Source organism: Streptomyces hygroscopicus subsp. hygroscopicus (assembly GCF_030269125.1).
Lineage (GTDB): Bacteria > Actinomycetota > Actinomycetes > Streptomycetales > Streptomycetaceae > Streptomyces > Streptomyces hygroscopicus_C.
In genome coordinates, this window is the sequence record NZ_BSSM01000014.1 from 21633 (window position 1) to 38045 (window position 16413).

The following is a 16413-nucleotide window of genomic DNA, read 5'->3' on the forward strand; positions in this document are numbered from 1 at the left end:
GGGCGCGGAGCGGTCGGCGGGTCACGGTGTCAGGGCAGCGGCACGTCGAGCTGGCGCATCAGGCCCGCGGTGTCGGCCTGCACCCAGCGCTCGACCACCTTCGCGTCCTCCAGGCGGTACACCTCCAGACTGGTCCAGGAGACCTCGCGGCCGTCGGGCTCCTGGCCGAAGAACGGGGCGACGTGCTTGCCGTGGAAGGTGATGTGCATGATCACCTTGTCCGGCGAGGCCGGGTACAGGGCGTCCAGGTGCACGGTGAAGTCGAGGGCGTCGTGGGCGGCCTTGATGATGACCTTCAGCTCGTCCAGGCTCGACACGTCCCAGGCCGGGTTGTTGTCCCGGAAGGTCGGACCGAACAGCTCGTCCAGGTCGTCGTAGCGGCGCTCGTTCACGGCGTCGCTGACCGCCTGCACGGTCGCCAGGTTCGCGGCGTCCGTGGAGACCTGCTCGCGCAGGCCGAGCAGGTCGTCCTGGGCCCAGCGCTCCACGAACCGGCCGTCCTCGACGCGCCAGATCTCCGTGGTCGTCCACTCCACGGCGCGCCCGGTCGCCGGGAAGCCGAACACCGGCTCGCGGTGCGTCCCGGTCAGCCGCACCCGCGTGACGACCTTGTCGTCCGCGCCGTCGACGGTGAGCGCCTCCTCCAGCTCCCCCTTGACGGCGAACGTCGCGTGCGCGCCCCGCAGCGCGGCCAGGTAGTCCTCCCGGCCCTTGATCTCGAAGCCGGGGTGGTGGTCGGTGAAGTCCGCGCCGATGACCTCGGTGACGGTGTCGTAGTCGGCGGCGTTGAAGGCGTCGAGGAAGCGCCGGTACAGTGCGGCGCTCGCGGAGTTGCGGTCAGACGTGGGCATGGTCGGTCCCCTCGGTCCGTCGGTGGTGTGAGTCCCTGATCAGCTCGGCCGCGCGCTCGCCGATCATCACGCTCGGGGCGTGGGTGTTGCCCGCGACGATCGTCGGCATCACGGAGGCGTCGGCGACGCGCAGCCCGGCGATGCCGTGCACGCGCAGCTCGTGGTCGGTGACCGCGTCCGTCCCCGTGCCCATGCGGCAGGTGCCGGCCGGGTGCCACAGGGTGGTCGCGCGCGCGGCGACGTAGGCGCGCAGCTCCCGGGGGTCGTGGACGTCGGCGCCGGGCCCGAGTTCGGCGCCGCGCAGCCGGTCGAAGGCGGTGGTGTGGGCCAGCTCCCGGGCCAGCAGCACGCCGTGCACCAGGACGTCCGTGTCGGCCGCCGCGGTGAGGTAGCCCGCCTGGACGACGGCGGGGGCCGCCGGGTCGGTGGAGCGCAGCCGGACCCGGCCGCGGCTCTCGGGCAGCAGCGCGATCGGTGCGAACGTGAAGCCGGGGCCGGCCTGCTGCTCGGCGGGCGCGTTCGGGGCGAGGAACTTCACCGGCCCGAAGGTGAACTGGAGATCGGGCGCCCGGTCCTCCGCGCCGCCCCGGGTGTGCGTGAACAGGCCCGCCTCGGAGAGCATCGCCCCCTCGGGATGCTCCTCGCGGGACTGGTAGCACACCGGCACGAACAGATGGTCCTGGAGATTGCCGCCGACGCCCGGGAGGTGCTGGACGACGGCGATGCCGTGCGCGCGCAGGTGCGCGGCCGGGCCGATGCCGGACAGCATGAGCAGCTTCGGCGTCTCGAAGGCGCCCGCGCTGACCACGACCTCCTCGTCCGCCCACGCCCGCTGTCGCTGCCCGTCCAGGAGGTACTCGACGCCGGTGACGCGGGTGCCGTCCAGCAGCAGACGGGTGGCGTGGGCGCCGGTCGCCACGGTCAGGTTCGGGCGGTCGAGCGCCGGGCGCAGATAGGCGGTCGCCGTCGAGGCGCGGGTGCCCTCGTCGGTGCGGGTGGTCTGGTACAGGAAGCCGTAGCCGTCCTGGCGCTCGCCGTTGTAGTCGTCGCCGGGCGCGTCGAAGCCGAGGTGCCGGGTGGCCGCGACGAACGCCTGCGCGATCGGGGTCGGATCGGTGTGGTCGCGCACCCGCACCGGGCCGCCCTTGCCGCGCAGCGCGTCGCCGCCGCGGTCGTAGTCCTCGGCGCGGCGGAACGCGGGCAGCACGTCCGCGTACGACCAGCCGGGGTTGCCCGCGGCCGCCCAGCCGTCGTAGTCGTGGCGGCTGCCGCGCACCCACATCAGGGCGTTGACGGAGCTGCAGCCGCCCGCCATCTTGCCGCGGGCCACCGGGACGCGCCGGCCGTCGAGCGCGGCCTCCGGCTCGGTCGCGTAGCCCCAGTCGATCGTGGGGCTCCACTCGCTGGTCAGCAGGGCGAGGAGGGAGGCCGCGTCGGTGCGGTGGATCTCGGGCCGCTCGTCCCAGCCACCCGCCTCCAGGAGCAGCACGCGGATGTCCGGGTCCTCGGTGAGCCGGCTCGCCACGGCGCAGCCCGCGCTGCCGGCGCCGACGACGACGTAGTCGTACGACATGGGAACCTCCCGGTTCGGTGGCTCAGGCCGGGTTCAGGTCGCCGACGTGGTACGTGCGGATCCGCAGCGACCCGTCGGCGGGATCGCGCACCAGCTGCCAGGTCTGCTCGATGCGCAGGGCCGAGACGCTGCCGTCGGACAGGTTCTTGGCGGTCCACACCACGGTCACCTCGACGTCGACGTGACCCTCGTGCTCGTCGGTGCGCAGCTTCTCCACGATGTGGCTCTGCGGCCCGAACGCCTCGCCCACGGCCGCGTACCATTCGCGGAAGTCCGCGTGGCCGTGCAGGGTGCGCTCGGGGAAGACCATCTCCAGGCCGTCGTCGATCACGAACGGCAGCAGGTCCTCGACCGGCTCGTGGCTGCTCAGGATGTCGTACCAGTGCTGGACGAACGCGGCGGCCTCCCGGCCGGGCCGCGTCCGCGGACTCTGTGCGGTCGTCATGCCAAGTCCTCCTCGCTGAAGGAGTGTCCGGTGTCCCCCGGACGGGTCCCGGACGATTGCGCCACGACCGCCCGCGCCGGGGCCCGGTCCACGGTGCCCGGCAGCCGCATTGCGTGAGGTCGGGCGGTGTGCTTGCCGACGTCGATCGGCGAAATGCCGTAGTACATCCGGCCACTTGGGGATGTGGGGGCACCGGCGGGGCCACCCCTGTCCGGCCCGGCGTGCGGACCGTAGACATGAGTTCGACCGGTCCCGTTCGACCCGCGTCGCACGAGAGGACAACCCATGAGCAAGCGCATCCTCGTCGTCCTGTCCGAATACGGTTACTGGGGCGAGGAGTTGATCGGCCCACTGGAGACCTTCGACAAGGCCGGCTACCAGGTCACCTTCGCCACCCCCACCGGCAAGCGCCCGGTCGCCCTGCCCCCGAGCATGGACCCCGACTACGTCGACCCGCCGCTCGGCCGCTCCGTCACCACGCCCGAGATGGCCGACAAGGTCCGGGCGATCGACAACTCCCCGCGCCTGGACGGCCCGCTCGATCTGTCGTCCTGGCTGCCCGACCGGCCCTACCGCTCCAAGCCGTACTTCCTGCGCGACTGGGAGGCGTACAACACCCGCCTGGAGCAGATCCGCGAGCAGATCGCCGACCGCTACGACGCGCTGCTCATCGTCGGCGGCTCCGGGCCCATCGTGGACCTGGCCAACAACTGGCGGGTGCACGACCTGATCCTCGCCTTCCACGCCCTGGACCTGCCCATCGCCGCGGAGTGCTACGGCGTCGCGCCGCTGGCCTTCGCCCGCGACCAGGAGGACCGCGTCTCGATCATCCGGGGCAAGCACGTCACCGGCCACTGCATCGAGTACGACTACAAGGACGGCACCGGCTTCATGGGCACCGACTTCGTGATCGGCCCGCCGCCCTACCCGCTGGAGTACATCCTGCGGGACGCCACCGCGCCCGGCGGCGCCTTCCACGGCAACTTCGGCAAGGAGACGTCCGTCATCGTCGACTACCCGTTCATCACGGGGCGTTCGACCCCGGACTCGTACCTGACGGGCCAGAAGCTCGTCGAGGTCCTGGAGGACGGCCTGCGGCAGTGGGGCTTCAAGGCCACCGACTGACCCTCGCCGGCACGTCCGTCACGTAGGCCTTCGCAGAAAGGTGCACGTCATGGTCAGCAGGCCCGCGCGGGTCGCGATCCTCGAACAACTGCGCGCCGACGGGGTGCGCCACATGTTCGGCAACCCCGGCACGGTCGAGCAGGGCTTCCTCGACGAATTGCGCAACTTCCCGGACATCGAGTACATCCTCGCGCTCCAGGAGTCCAGTGTCGTCGGCCTCGCCGACGGCTACGCGCGGGCCACGCGCACCCCGGCCGTGATGCAGTTGCACACCGGCGTCGGCGTCGGCAACGCGGTCGGCATGCTCTACCAGGCAAAGCGCGGCCACGCCCCGCTGGTGGCCATCGCCGGCGAGGCGGGGCTGCGCTACGACGCCATGGACGCCCAGATGGCCGTCGACCTGGTCGCCATGGCCGAGCCCGTCACCAAGTGGGCGACGCGCGTGGTGGACCCGGGCTCGACGCTGCGGGTGCTGCGCCGCGCCTTCAAGATGGCCGCGACCCCGCCGTACGGCCCGGTCCTCGTCGTGCTGCCCGCCGACGTCATGGACCGGGACACCGGCGAGCCGGCCGTGCCCACCTCGTACGTCGGCTTCGCGGCCACGCCCGATGCCGAGGTGCTGGACCGGGCGGCCACGCTGCTGGCCGGTGCCGAGCGGCCGATCGTGATCGCGGGCGACGGCGTGCACTTCGCCGGCGCCCAGCAGGAGCTGGGTCGGCTCGCCACGACCTGGGGCGCCGAGGTGTGGGGGGCGGACTGGGCGGAGGTGAACCTCTCCGTGGAACACCCGGCGTATGCCGGGCAGTTGGGGCACATGTTCGGCGAAAGCAGCCGGAAGGTCACCGGTGCCGCGGACGCCGTCCTGATCGTCGGCACCTACGCGCTGCCCGAGGTGTACCCGGCCCTCGACGGCGTCTTCGCCGACGGCGCCCCCGTCGTCCACATCGACCTGGACACCGACGCCATCGCCAAGAACTTCCCCGTGGACCTGGGCATCGCCGCCGACCCCCGGCGCGCGCTCGACGGCCTCGCGAACGCGCTGGAGCGGCGGATGAGCCCGCGCGGCCGGGCTCGGGCGGCCGAGTGGACCGAGGAGCGGTCGGCCCGGCGCTCGCGTGAACGCGCCGCGGCCCTGCGGCGGGACGAGGCCGCGCTCGACGCGGACGCCCTGCCCACGACCGCCTTCCTCCAGGAGCTGGCGCGACGGCTGCCGGACGACGCCGTGGTGTTCGACGAGGCGCTCACCGCGTCCCCCGACCTCACCCGCCACCTGCCGCCGACCCGCCCCGGCCACTGGCACCAGACCCGGGGCGGCTCCCTCGGCGTCGGCATCCCGGGCGCCATCGCCGCCCGACTCGCCCATCCCGAGCGGACGGTGGTCGGCTTCACCGGCGACGGCGGCTCCATGTACACCATCCAGGCGCTGTGGACGGCGGCCCGCTACGACATCGGCGCCAAGTTCGTGATCTGCAACAACAGCAGCTACAAGCTCCTCGAACTCAACATCGAGGAGTACTGGAGGAGCGTGGGCGTCGCCGCGCACGAGCAGCCGCCGATCTTCGACCTGTCCGCGCCGGCCATCGACTTCGTGACGCTCGCGCGCTCCCTCGGGGTCCCGGGCGTCCGCGTCGAGAAACCCGAGCAGGCCAAGGCGGCCGTCGAGCAGGCGCTCGGCACCCCGGGCCCCTTCCTGATCGACCTGGTCACCGGGCGAGGAAGAGAGGAGTGAGCCGTGCGACTGACGGGGCACAAGATCGCGATACTGCTGGAGAGCGACTTCTACGAACCCGAGATCCTCTACTACCAGCACCGCTTCCCCGAGGAAGGCGCCGAGGTGCACTTCCTGTCCCGGATGTGGGGCCAGGACGAGATCACCTTCCAGGGGCACGAGCACCGGATGCCGTTCGTGGTGCGCGAGTCCTTCGAGGACATCGACGAGTTCGCGCTCAAGGAGTTCTCCGCGGTGATCGTCCCCTCCGGGATGGTCTCCGACCGGCTGCGCTACACCGAGGACCCGGCGGAACTCCCGCCCGCGGCGCGGTTCCTGCGTCGGGCCTTCCAGGACCCGGCCATCGTCAAGGGCATCATCTGCCACGGCATGTGGCTGACCGCGCCGGTGCCGCACCTGGTGCGCGGGCGCCGGGCCGTCGTCCACAACAACCTGCTCGGCGACCTGCGCAACATGGGCGGTCTGTACGTCGACGAGGACGTGGTGGTCGACGAGGACCTGGTCACGGCGCGCACCGGCGCGCACTGCCATCTCTTCGCCCGCACGATCATCGACCTGATCGCCCTGCGGGACCGGGACCGGGAACGGGCGGCACGGGCGCGGGGCGTCACCCGCGCCGCGGCGCTGGGAGGCGCGCGATGACCGCCGTCATGGACCCCGGCGCCCGCGTTCCGGTCGGCGACCGCATTCCGATCCGCGACGTCCGCCCCCGGGTGCGCGACGGCGCCGTGCCGGTGAAGGCCGTCACCGGGGAGACCCTCACCATCAGTGCCACGGTGTTCCGCGAGGGCTCCGGAGGGATCGGCGCCAACGTCGTGCTGCGGGACCCGACGGGACGGCCCGGGGCCTGGACCCCGATGACCCTCGTGGATCCCGACGCCGACCGCTGGGAGGCCACCGTCGTGGCCGGCGAACCCGGCCGGTGGACGTACAGCGTCGAGGCGTGGGCCGACCCCGTCGCCACCTGGCGCCGCGACGCCGAGCTGAAGATCCCCGCCGGGGTCGACGTCGCACTCACGCTCGCCGAGGGCGCGCTGCTGTACGAGCGGGCCGCCTTCGGGATCCCGGACACCGGCCGCCGGGAGGCGGTGAACGCGGTGGCGCGAGCCCTGCGCGACGAGACGAGCCCGGCCCTCCTGCGGCTCGCCGCGACCGCCGCACCCGAGGCGGTCGCCGCGCTCCGGCGCCACCCGCTGCGCGAACTCGTCACCCCCTCCTGGCCGTTGCCCCTCCTTGTGGAGGGACGCCGGGCCCTCGTCGGCGCCTGGTACGAGATGTTCCCGCGCTCGGAGGGCGCCCGGCTCGCCGACGGCGCACCGCCGGTCAGCGGCACGTTCGCGACGGCGGCGCGACGGCTGCCCGCGATCGCCGCGATGGGCTTCGACGTGGTGTACCTGCCGCCGATCCACCCCATCGGGCGCACCCACCGCAAGGGGCGGGACAACGCCCTCGTCGCGGGCGAGCACGACGTGGGCTCGCCGTGGGCGATCGGCTCGGCCGAGGGCGGCCACGACGCCGTCCACCCGGACCTCGGCACCCTGGAGGACTTCCGCGGCTTCGTCGCGGCGGCAGCGGAGTCGGGCCTCGCGGTGGCGCTGGACTTCGCCCTCCAGTGCTCGCCCGACCATCCGTGGCTGACCGAGCACCCCGAGTGGTTCACCCAGCGTGCCGACGGCTCCGTCGCGCCCGCCGAGAACCCGCCCAAGAAGTACGAGGACATCCATCCCCTCGCCTTCGACCGCGACTTCGAGGGGCTCGTCGCCGAGAGCGTGCGGCTGCTGCGGTTCTGGATGGAGCAGGGGGTGCGGATCTTCCGCGTCGACAACCCCCACACCAAGCCCGTCGGCTTCTGGCAGCGGGTGATCGCGCAGATCAACGACCGCGATCCGGACGTGGTGTTCCTCGCGGAGGCCTTCACCCGGCGGGCCATGGTGCACGCCCTCGCGCAGGCCGGCTTCCAGCAGTCGTACACGTACTTCACCTGGAAGAACGAGAAGGAGGAGCTGACCGAGTACGCGAGTGAACTCGCCCACGAGAGCGCGGACTTCCTGCGGCCCAACCTCTTCGTGAACACCCCGGACATCCTGCACGCCTACCTCCAGAACGGCGACCGCCCGGCCTTCGAGGCCCGCGCCGTGCTCGCCGCGACGCTGGCCCCTGCCTGGGGCGTGTACGCGGGGTACGAACTGTGCGAGAACGAGGCACTGGAGCCGGGCACCGAGGACTACCGGAACTCCGAGAAGTACGAGCTGCGTCCGCGCGACTGGGCCGCCGCGGAGGCCGAGGGCCGCTCCATCGCCCCGCTGATCACCCGCCTCAACGAGCTGCGCCGCGCCCACCCGGCCCTCCAGGAACTGCGCAACCTGCGCTTCCACAGCGTGCCGCACCCCGAGGTCGTCGCCTACTCCAAGCAGGTGCGGCTGCCCGACGGCTCCGTGGACACCGTCCTCGCCGTCGTCAACCTCGATCCGCACCACCCGGCCGAGGGCACCGTCACCTTCGACCTGGCCGCGCTCGGCCTGCCCGACGACGGCTCCCTGAAGATGCGCGACGAACTCACCGGCGAGATCCACGCCTGGCGCTCCCAGACGTACTTCCGCCTGGAACCGGGGCGCGGCCCGGCCCACCTCCTGGTCCCGCTGCGGGAGGGGACATGACGGCCGTGGCGACACAGGCCGGTCCGCGCTGGCTCCTCGCCCCGCTGCTGCCGTTGCTCGGCCCCTGGCTGCGCACACGCCGCTGGTACGCGGCCGAGGCGGGGGCCGAGCGCCTCGTCCCGGTCGTGGTGGACGTCGTACGGCACGAGGCGCCCGTCCTGCTGCACGCCGTGCTGCGCACCGGCTCCGGCCGGCTGTACCAGTTCCTCCTCGGCCTGCGCCCCGAACTGCCCGGACGGCTCGCGGACGCGGCCATCGGGCGTGTGGGGGAGGGGAGCTGGCTCGGCTGGACGCTGTACGAGGCCACGGAGGACGCCGTGCTCATGGGCGTCCTCCTGCACCACCTCGTGCGCGGCGGGGGCGGCGGGCCGCGCCTGGAGCGCACCACCCCGATGCCGCTGCCGGTGAGCCTGCCGGCCCGGCCGCTGACCGCCGACCAGAGCAACAGCGCCGTCGGCTACGGCGACCGGCTGCTGCTGAAGATCTACCGGCGGCCCGAGCCGGGCCCGCACCTGGAGGTCGAGACGCTGCGCTCGCTCACCGCCGCGCGCTGCCCCCGCACCCCCCGGCTGCACGGCATCCTGCTCGGCGGTGACACGGGACTGGTCCTCGGGCTGATGGAGGACCTCCTGCCGGCCGAGGGCGACGGCTGGCAGGCCGCGGTGCGCCAGGTCGCCGACTGCGTCGACGGCACCTGTACGGCCGTCCCCGCGACCGGCGGCTTCACCGCGCGCGCCCGAGCCCTGGGCGCGGCCGTCGCCGAGGTGCACACGGCGCTGGCCGGTTCCTTCCCACGCGTCCGGCTCACCCCTGACGACATCGCGCGGGAGGCGGCCCGGATGACCGAGCGCCTCGCCCTGGCGGCGCGCGAGGTACCGGCGCTGGCCCGCCACCGCGACGGCGTCACCCGGCTCTACGACGCCTGGGCCGAGGCGGGCGCGCGCGGCTGCCCGATCCTCGCCCAGCGGGTCCACGGCGATCTGCACCTGGGCCAGGCGCTGCCCACACCGGCCGGCTGGCGGCTGATCGACTTCGAGGGCGAACCGGCCCGGCCGGCCGCCGAACGCGCCGCCGCCCAGCCGGTGCTGAAGGACGTGGCGGGCATGCTGCGCTCCTTCGACTACGCCGCCCAGGCGGGCCTGCGGGTGCTCGGGGAACGCGACCCGGACGACACCCCGGGCCCCCGGCTGCGCCGCGCACGCCGCGCGCGGGCGTGGGCGGCGCGCAACCGCCGCGCCTTCCTCGCCGGCTACGCGGACACGGGCGGCACGGACCCGCGGTGCCACCCCCTGCCGCTGCGGGCCTACGAGGCGGACAAGGCGGTCTACGAGGCCGTCTACGAGTCCCGGCACCGCCCGGACTGGCTGCCCATCCCGCTGGCGGCGGTCCACCGCCTCGCCCGCACCTGACGACGGGCCCGGCGCGCCGCGTCCGCCGGGCCCCGAGCCGGCCACCACCCACGACCGCACCCGCCCCCGACGGACCGCCTCCCTCCGGCGAAGGGCCAGCCCGAGAGGACCGCAACGTTGCCCGTGACCACTCCCCCCACGGACGTCGACCTGGACCGCATCCTCGTCGGTGCCCACCACGACCCGCACAGCTTCCTCGGCGCCCACCCCACCGGCGACGGACACACTGTCGTACGCGCCCTGAAGCCCCTGGCCCGCACCGTCGTGGCGGTCCGCCCGACCGGGGAGCGGGCCGAACTGGCCCATGAGCGCGACGGGTTGTTCACCGGCACGCTCCCCGGCACGGGCGCGGACCACCACCTCCTGGTCACGTACGACGACGGGGTCGAGCAACTGCACCACGACGGCTACCGCTTCCCGCCCACCCTCGGCGCCATCGACCTGCACCTGATCTCCGAGGGCCGCCACGAACTGCTGTGGCGCGTCCTCGGCTCCCACGTGCGCACCCTCGACGGTGTCGCCGGCACATCCTTCGCCGTCTGGGCGCCCAACGCCCAAGGGGTGCGCGTCATGGGCGACTTCAACGGCTGGAACGGCACCGCCCACCCGATGCGCTCGCTCGGCTCCAGCGGCGTGTGGGAGCTGTTCGTGCCGGGCGTCGGCACGGGCACCCGCTACAAGTACGAGATCCACACCCGCGACGGCCGGCTCCTGCACAAGGCCGATCCACTGGCCCGCGCCACCGAGGTCCCGCCCGCCACCGCCTCCGTCGTGCACACCTCGGCCCATGCCTGGCGCGACGCCGACTGGATGGCGAGCCGCGGCGGCGAGGTGTGCCACGCCCGCCCGCTGTCGGTGTACGAGGTGCATCTGCCGTCCTGGCGGCCCGGACTCGACTACCGCCGGCTCGCCGCGGAGCTGCCCGCCTACGTCGCCGGACTCGGCTTCACCCACGTCGAGTTCATGCCCGTCATGGAGCACCCCTACGGCGCCTCCTGGGGCTACCAGGTCACCGGGTTCTTCGCGCCCACCTCCCGCCTGGGCGACCCCGACGACCTGCGGTACCTGATCGACTGCCTGCACGCGGCGGGCGTCGGCGTCATCCTGGACTGGGTTCCCGCGCACTTCCCGAAGGACGAGTTCGCGCTGGCCCGCTTCGACGGCGAGCCGCTGTACGAACCGTCCGACCCGCGGCGCGCGCACCACCCCGACTGGGGCACCCTGGAGTTCGACCACGGGCGCCGCGAGGTCCGCAACTTCCTCGTCGCCAGCGCGGTCTACTGGTGCACGGAGTTCCACGTGGACGCGCTGCGCGTGGACGCCGTCGCCTCGATGCTGTACCTCGACTACTCGCGCCCGCACGGCGGATGGAGTCCGAACGAGCACGGCGGGCACCAGAACCTGGACGCGGTCGCCTTCCTCCAGGAGCTGACCGACACCGTCCGGCGCGCCGCGCCCGGCGCCCTGACCATCGCCGAGGAGTCCACGGCCTGGCCGGGGGTGACCCGGCCCACCTACGAGACCGGCGACGACGGCTTCGGCGGCCTCGGCTTCGACCTCAAGTGGAACCTGGGGTGGATGCACGACACGCTCGGCTACCTCGCCCGCGACCCGGTGCACCGGGCCTGGCACCACGACGAGATCACCTTCGCCATGGTCTACGCCTACAGCGAGCACTACCTGCTGCCGCTCTCCCACGACGAGGTCGTGCACGGCAAGGGCGCCCTGGTGACCAAGCTGCCCGGCGACTGGTGGCAGCGGCGCGCCACGCTGCGGGCGCTGTACGCCTTCATGTGGGCCCATCCGGGCAAACAACTCCTCTTCATGGGGCAGGAGTTCGGCCAGGGCGAGGAGTTCGACCACGACGCCGGACCGCAGTGGTGGGTGCTGGACGAGGCATGGCCGGGACACGCGGACCACCACGGCATCCGCGCCCTGGTCGGCGACCTCAACGCCCGCTACCGCGCCACGCCGGCCCTGTGGGAGCTGGACGCGGACCCGGCCGGTTTCTCCTGGATCGACGCCTCGCACGCCGAGGCCAACGTCCTGTCCTTCGTCCGCCGGGACACGGCGGGACGTCCCCTCGTCGTGGTCGCCAACTTCTCGCCCGTCGTGCACACCGGCTACCGCGTCGGCCTGCCGGACGCCCCCGCCTGGCGCGAGGTGCTGAACACCGACGCCGCCCGCTACGGGGGCGGCGGCGTACGGGGCGACCGGGTGGTCCGGGCCGAGCGGACCGCCTGGCACGGGCACACGCACAGCGCCGCCCTCACCCTGCCCCCGCTCGCGGTGGTGTGGCTGGAGCCCGTCGACGGCTCCGCTCCCGGTCCCGAGGAGGACGACCTCGATGCACACTGACCCCGAGGGCGACCTGTACGACCGGATCGTGACCCCGTACGACATCCGGGGCCGCTTCCGCGCCGAACTCGACCCCGGCCTCGCCTACCGCGCCGGCGCCGCGTTCACCGAGCTGACCGGGGCGGCCGCGATCGCCGTCGCGCACGACGCGCGCACCTCCTCGCCGCCGCTCGCCGACGCGTTCGCCCAGGGCGTCCTCGACCAGGGTGCCGACGTCCTGGACGCCGGGCTGGGCTCCACCGACTACCTGCACTACGTCTCGGGCCTCCTGGACGTGCCCGGCGCCATGATCACGGCGGGCCGCGCCCCCGCCCCGTACAACGGGATCCGGCTGTGCCGCGCGGGTGCCGTCGGCCTGGACGAGGGCACCGGCATGGAACCGCTGCGCCGCCGGCTGCGCGGGCCGCGCCCGCCGCTGACCACCGACCGGCCCGGCTCGGTGCTCCCCGCCCGCGTCCTCGCCGACTACGCCGGGCACCTGCGCGCGCTGGTCGACCTCTCGGACATCCGCCCCCTGAAGGTCGTCGTGGACGCGGGCAACGGGACGGCGGGCCTGACGGCCCCGCTGGTGCTCGGCCATCCGTCGATCGAACTGGTGCCGCTGCACTTCGAGCTGGACGGCGCCTTCCCGTGCCGCGGGCCGGACCTGGCCGACGTCAGCGGGCTGCGGGAGGCGGTGCGGGAGTCGGGGGCCGACGTGGGCCTCGCCTTCGACGGGGACGGCGACCGGCTGCTCGCGGTGGACGAGCGCGGCGCGGTGGTGCCGCCCGCCGCGGTGATCGCGCTGGTGGCCGGCCGGGAGCTGGCCCGCCGCCCCGGCGCCGCCGTCGTCCACGACCTGGTCACCGCGACCTCGGCCATCGACGCGATCAAGGAGGCGGGTGGCATCCCCGTGCGCTCCCGCGTCGGACCGGCCGCCATCAAGGCGCTGATGGCCGAACAGGACGCGGCGTTCGGCGGCGCGCACTGCGGGCACTACTACTTCCGCGACGTCTGGTACGCCGACACGGGCATGCTGGCCGCGCTGCATCTGCTGGCCGAACTCGGCGATTCCGGCTCGGAGTTGTCGGAGCTGGCCGCCCGGCACGACCGCTATGCCTCCTCCGGCGCCATCGACGTACCGGTGACGGATCCGCCGGCCGCCCTGCAGCGCGTGGTACGGCACTTCGCCGCGGACGGCACGGCGCTCGACCACCTCGACGGGGTGACCGGCGAACTGGCCGACGGCTCCTGGTTCAACGTGCGCGCCCCCGGGACCGGCCCCGTCGTCCGGGTGAACGTGGAGGCGGGGACGGTCGCGGCGATGGGGCGGCTGAGGGACCGGGTGGTGGACGTGGTGCTCAGCGACGGTCGGTGAGGGCCGCCTCCGGGGCGCGGGTGCGGGCCAGGCCGGCGGCGGTGAGCGCCATGTCGTACGCCTTGAGGGCCTCGTCGTGGCTCTTGAAGCGGCGCCACAGGTCGCCGATGTGGCGCCAGGCGTGCGCGGAGTCCTGCGAGGGCGGCAGCTGCCGCAACTGGCGGGCGGCGGAGTGGAGGTGCTGCACGGCCGCCTCCGGGTTGTCCTGAAGGAGGCAGATCTCGGCGAGGTACGCCCGTGCCCGCGCCGACAGCACCATGGCGTCGGAGCCGAGCAGCCCGAGCGCCCGCTCCGCGTGGGCGGCGGCCGCGTCCCAATGGCCCAGTTGCTTCTCGGCGTTGGCCAGGTTCAGCTCGCAGCGGGACAGCTCACTGGCGTTGCCCACCTCGGCCAGCGCCTCCTGCGCGGACTCCAGCAGCTCCAGGGCCCGTTCGGGACGGGGCGGGTCCAACTGGAGCAGCAGCGAGCCGTAGTTCATCCTGAGCATGGCCGCGTGGCGGGTGTTGTCACCCTCCGCCATCATCGCGAGGGCGCGCTCGGTCAGGGCGATCGCCTCGCTGAGCCGCCCCTGGGAGGCGGCGACGAGCCCCGCGTTCCAGTAGACGGCGCCCCGCGCCCCGTGCGAGCCCTGGGTCTCGGCGGCGGGCAGCAGCCGCTCGCCGAGGAGCTGGGCCCGGGTCAGGTCGCCCCGCATGTGGTACGAGCCCATGAGGGTGACCCCGAGCTGGATGTGGTCCATCGTGGTCTCCAGGCCGAGACCGTCCAGCCGCCCCACCGCGCGCTCGCCGATGTCGATGCTCAGCGCGATGTCCCCGGCGTTGCGGTAACAGCGGCACAGGGCGACCGCGATGCGGCACCACTCGTCCGAGCCGACGGCGATGGCGGGGTCGCGGTGCAGGGTGTCGAGGACCGAGATGGCGGCCTCGAGGCGGCCCGTCTTCTCCAGCGCGGTGGCCTGGCCGATGAGGGCGCGCCGGACCATCGGGGCGTCCAGCGCCGCGCGGCCGGCGAGGAGTTCGCCGAAGGACTGGAGGGCCTCGCCGTTGTCCCCGTTGCGCAGCGCCATCTCGGCGAAGGCCAGCTTCAGCCGGTTCTCCTCGGCGCGGTGGTCGTCGATACCGGTCAGCAGGTAGTCCGGCGAGGTGTCGAGCTTCTCCGCGATGGAGGCCAGCACCGGGGTGGAGGGCACCCGCTTGCCCGACTCGATCAGGGAGATGTAACTCGTCGAGGCGTCCGCCGAGGCCAGGTCCTGCTGCTTCAGCCCGCGCCGCATCCGAAGGGTCCTTACGCGGCCCCCAAGGCCCTCTGCCGGTTCCGCCTTGGTGTGATCCATGGGGACTCCTTCCGGAGTTCATGACTGGTCATGTGACAACACAAAGTTACCAGCGTGACTCTTCGAAGCCCAGAGCTGTGGTCGAAGTCTCCCTTATTTGGCGCGAGTCGGTAGATATGCATACCGGCCAGCAGGCTTTGCCGTGCAGCCACTTGACTACAAAACTGACTGGCGTTTGACTCATCTTGTCAACTCGCTCGAGTGCATGACGATTGGGGGGCTACGAGATGCGGAAGAGCCTGATGGCGTTCCTTCTGGTCCTTTGTGTGGGCGCGACCGCCGTACTCGGCTGGTACGTCGAGTCGGCCGGTCCCGGCCGGCCGGTGCCGGTCAGCAAGCAGGAGAGTGACAGCGGTGCCGTCTGCTGCTGACCGCGTGACCTCTCCCCGCGTGGACCTGCTCACCCGCGAGTACCCGCCCGAGATCTACGGCGGCGCGGGAGTCCACGTAGCCGAGCTGTCCCGCGGTCTGCGGCGGCTCACGGACGTACGAGTGCGCTGCCTGGGGGAGCCCAGGCGGGAGAAGAACGTCACCGCCTACCCGGTCGACGCCGAACTCCTCGCCGCCGACGCGGCGCTGGGTTTCCTCGGCGCGGACCTGGCGATGGCCCGCGACTGCGCGGGCGCGGCGGTCGTGCACAGCCACACCTGGTACGCCAACATGGCCGGCCACCTCGCCCGCACCCTGCACGGGGCGGCACACGTCATGACGATGCACAGCCTGGAACCGCTGCGCCCGTGGAAGGCCGAGCAACTGGGCGGCGGCTACGCGCTGTCGAGCTGGATGGAGCGCGCGGCCATCGGCGCGGCGGACCGGATCGTCGCGGTGTCCGCCGCGATGCGCGAGGACGTCCTGCGCGTCTATCCGCAGGTCGCGCCGGAGCGCGTACGGGTGATCCACAACGGGATCGACCCGGACGCCTACCGGCCCGATCCCCGGACCGACGCGCTGCACCGCCACGGTGTCGACCCGGACCGGCCGTACGCGCTGTTCGTCGGCCGGGTCACCCGTCAGAAGGGGCTGCCGCATCTGCTGCGCGCGGCGTTCGGCCTGCCGCCCGAGGCACAGCTGGTGCTGTGCTGCGGGCAGTCGGACACCCCTGCGATCGCCGCCGAGGTGGCGGCGCTCGTCGAGGAGTTGCGCGCCGCCCGCGATGGGGTGTTCCGCATCGACGGCATGCTCGACAGCACGTCCGTACGCCAACTGCTCACCCATGCCACCGTGTTCGTGTGTCCCTCGGTGTACGAGCCGATGGGCATCGTGAACCTGGAGGCGATGGCGTGCGGCACGGCGGTGGTGGCGTCGGCCGTCGGGGGCATCCCCGAGGTCGTCGCCGACGGTGAGACCGGCACCCTCGTCGGGTTCGAGGCGGTGCCCGACGCCACGGGCGAGCCGGCCGATCCCGAGAAGTTCGCCGAGCGACTCGGCCGCGCCGTTGCCGAGCTGATCGTCGACCCGGGGCGCGCGGCGCGGTTCGGCGTGGCCGGCAGGGAACGTGCCGTGACGCACTTCTCGTGGGACCGGGCCGCCGAGCGGACCATGGCGGTCTACGCGGAGGCCATGGCGGCGCGCTGAG

The 16413-nt window shown here is 73.2% G+C and carries 13 protein-coding genes; 9 read left to right on the top strand and 4 right to left on the bottom strand.

What is annotated here, in order from left to right; genetic code table 11:
- Positions 1-29 precede the first annotated feature (29 nt).
- The 3 genes from QSK45_RS27470 to QSK45_RS27480 are packed head-to-tail and all read right to left on the bottom strand — an operon-like array spanning position 30 to position 2869.
- On the bottom strand, positions 30-851 hold the full coding sequence (locus tag QSK45_RS27470) for an ester cyclase (RefSeq protein ID WP_285561551.1): 822 nt from the start codon (positions 849-851) through the stop codon (positions 30-32).
- On the bottom strand, positions 838-2424 hold the full coding sequence (locus QSK45_RS27475) for a GMC family oxidoreductase (RefSeq protein ID WP_285561553.1): 1587 nt from the start codon (positions 2422-2424) through the stop codon (positions 838-840). Before QSK45_RS27475 ends, QSK45_RS27470 begins: the two co-directional genes overlap by 14 nt.
- Before the next feature lie 22 nt (positions 2425-2446).
- Positions 2447-2869 (bottom strand): nuclear transport factor 2 family protein, encoded by a 423-nt coding sequence (locus QSK45_RS27480; RefSeq protein WP_285561555.1) that lies wholly within the window; start codon positions 2867-2869, stop codon positions 2447-2449.
- 285 nt (positions 2870-3154) lie between these two features.
- On the opposite strand from QSK45_RS27480, the gene QSK45_RS27485 reads away from it, so the two are divergent.
- From QSK45_RS27485 to QSK45_RS27515, 7 genes are all read left to right on the top strand, one after another.
- Positions 3155-3994, top strand: coding sequence for a type 1 glutamine amidotransferase domain-containing protein (locus QSK45_RS27485; protein ID WP_285561557.1), 840 nt, complete (start codon positions 3155-3157; stop codon positions 3992-3994).
- A gap of 49 nt (positions 3995-4043) precedes the next feature.
- The gene (locus QSK45_RS27490) at positions 4044-5723 is read left to right on the top strand and encodes a thiamine pyrophosphate-binding protein (protein WP_285561559.1); all 1680 of its coding nucleotides are present in this window, start codon (positions 4044-4046) and stop codon (positions 5721-5723) included.
- Between the two features lie 3 nt (positions 5724-5726).
- Complete coding sequence (locus QSK45_RS27495; protein WP_285561562.1) at positions 5727-6365, top strand: DJ-1/PfpI family protein; 639 nt, start codon at positions 5727-5729, stop codon at positions 6363-6365.
- Positions 6362-8380 carry an alpha-1,4-glucan--maltose-1-phosphate maltosyltransferase gene (locus QSK45_RS27500; protein WP_285561564.1) on the top strand — a complete coding sequence of 673 codons (2019 nt, stop codon included), beginning with the start codon at positions 6362-6364 and terminating at the stop codon, positions 8378-8380. The genes QSK45_RS27495 and QSK45_RS27500 overlap by 4 nt, the downstream gene beginning before the upstream one ends.
- Positions 8377-9789, top strand: coding sequence for a maltokinase N-terminal cap-like domain-containing protein (locus tag QSK45_RS27505; RefSeq protein ID WP_285561565.1), 1413 nt, complete (start codon positions 8377-8379; stop codon positions 9787-9789). The genes QSK45_RS27500 and QSK45_RS27505 overlap by 4 nt, the downstream gene beginning before the upstream one ends.
- 123 nt (positions 9790-9912) lie before the next feature.
- Positions 9913-12147 (top strand): 1,4-alpha-glucan branching protein GlgB, encoded by a 2235-nt coding sequence (glgB, locus tag QSK45_RS27510; protein ID WP_285561569.1) that lies wholly within the window; start codon positions 9913-9915, stop codon positions 12145-12147.
- Positions 12137-13504 carry a phosphohexomutase domain-containing protein gene (locus QSK45_RS27515; protein ID WP_285561570.1) on the top strand — a complete coding sequence of 456 codons (1368 nt, stop codon included), beginning with the start codon at positions 12137-12139 and terminating at the stop codon, positions 13502-13504. The genes glgB and QSK45_RS27515 overlap by 11 nt, the downstream gene beginning before the upstream one ends.
- Here the strand turns inward: QSK45_RS27515 and QSK45_RS27520 are convergent.
- A complete protein-coding gene (locus tag QSK45_RS27520) occupies positions 13488-14837 on the bottom strand; it encodes a helix-turn-helix domain-containing protein (RefSeq protein WP_285561571.1) in 1350 nt (449 codons plus the stop codon). The two genes, QSK45_RS27515 and QSK45_RS27520, sit on opposite strands and share 17 nt — an antisense overlap.
- 242 nt (positions 14838-15079) lie before the next feature.
- On the opposite strand from QSK45_RS27520, the gene QSK45_RS27525 reads away from it, so the two are divergent.
- Positions 15080-15208 (top strand): hypothetical protein, encoded by a 129-nt coding sequence (locus QSK45_RS27525; RefSeq protein WP_285561573.1) that lies wholly within the window; start codon positions 15080-15082, stop codon positions 15206-15208.
- Positions 15209-15227: 19 nt separating this feature from the next.
- Positions 15228-16412 (top strand): glycogen synthase, encoded by a 1185-nt coding sequence (glgA, locus tag QSK45_RS27530; protein ID WP_285561725.1) that lies wholly within the window; start codon positions 15228-15230, stop codon positions 16410-16412.
- Position 16413: the final 1 nt, after the last annotated feature.

Coding starts and splice junctions, on each gene's coding strand:
- QSK45_RS27500 (WP_285561564.1), top strand. CDS start 6,362: ATGACCGCCGTCATGGACCCCGGCGCCCGCGTTCCGGTCGGCGACCGC.
- QSK45_RS27475 (WP_285561553.1), bottom strand. CDS start 2,424: ATGTCGTACGACTACGTCGTCGTCGGCGCCGGCAGCGCGGGCTGCGCC.
- QSK45_RS27485 (WP_285561557.1), top strand. CDS start 3,155: ATGAGCAAGCGCATCCTCGTCGTCCTGTCCGAATACGGTTACTGGGGC.
- QSK45_RS27480 (WP_285561555.1), bottom strand. CDS start 2,869: ATGACGACCGCACAGAGTCCGCGGACGCGGCCCGGCCGGGAGGCCGCC.
- QSK45_RS27505 (WP_285561565.1), top strand. CDS start 8,377: ATGACGGCCGTGGCGACACAGGCCGGTCCGCGCTGGCTCCTCGCCCCG.
- QSK45_RS27520 (WP_285561571.1), bottom strand. CDS start 14,837: ATGGATCACACCAAGGCGGAACCGGCAGAGGGCCTTGGGGGCCGCGTA.
- QSK45_RS27490 (WP_285561559.1), top strand. CDS start 4,044: ATGGTCAGCAGGCCCGCGCGGGTCGCGATCCTCGAACAACTGCGCGCC.
- QSK45_RS27525 (WP_285561573.1), top strand. CDS start 15,080: ATGGCGTTCCTTCTGGTCCTTTGTGTGGGCGCGACCGCCGTACTCGGC.
- QSK45_RS27515 (WP_285561570.1), top strand. CDS start 12,137: ATGCACACTGACCCCGAGGGCGACCTGTACGACCGGATCGTGACCCCG.
- QSK45_RS27470 (WP_285561551.1), bottom strand. CDS start 851: ATGCCCACGTCTGACCGCAACTCCGCGAGCGCCGCACTGTACCGGCGC.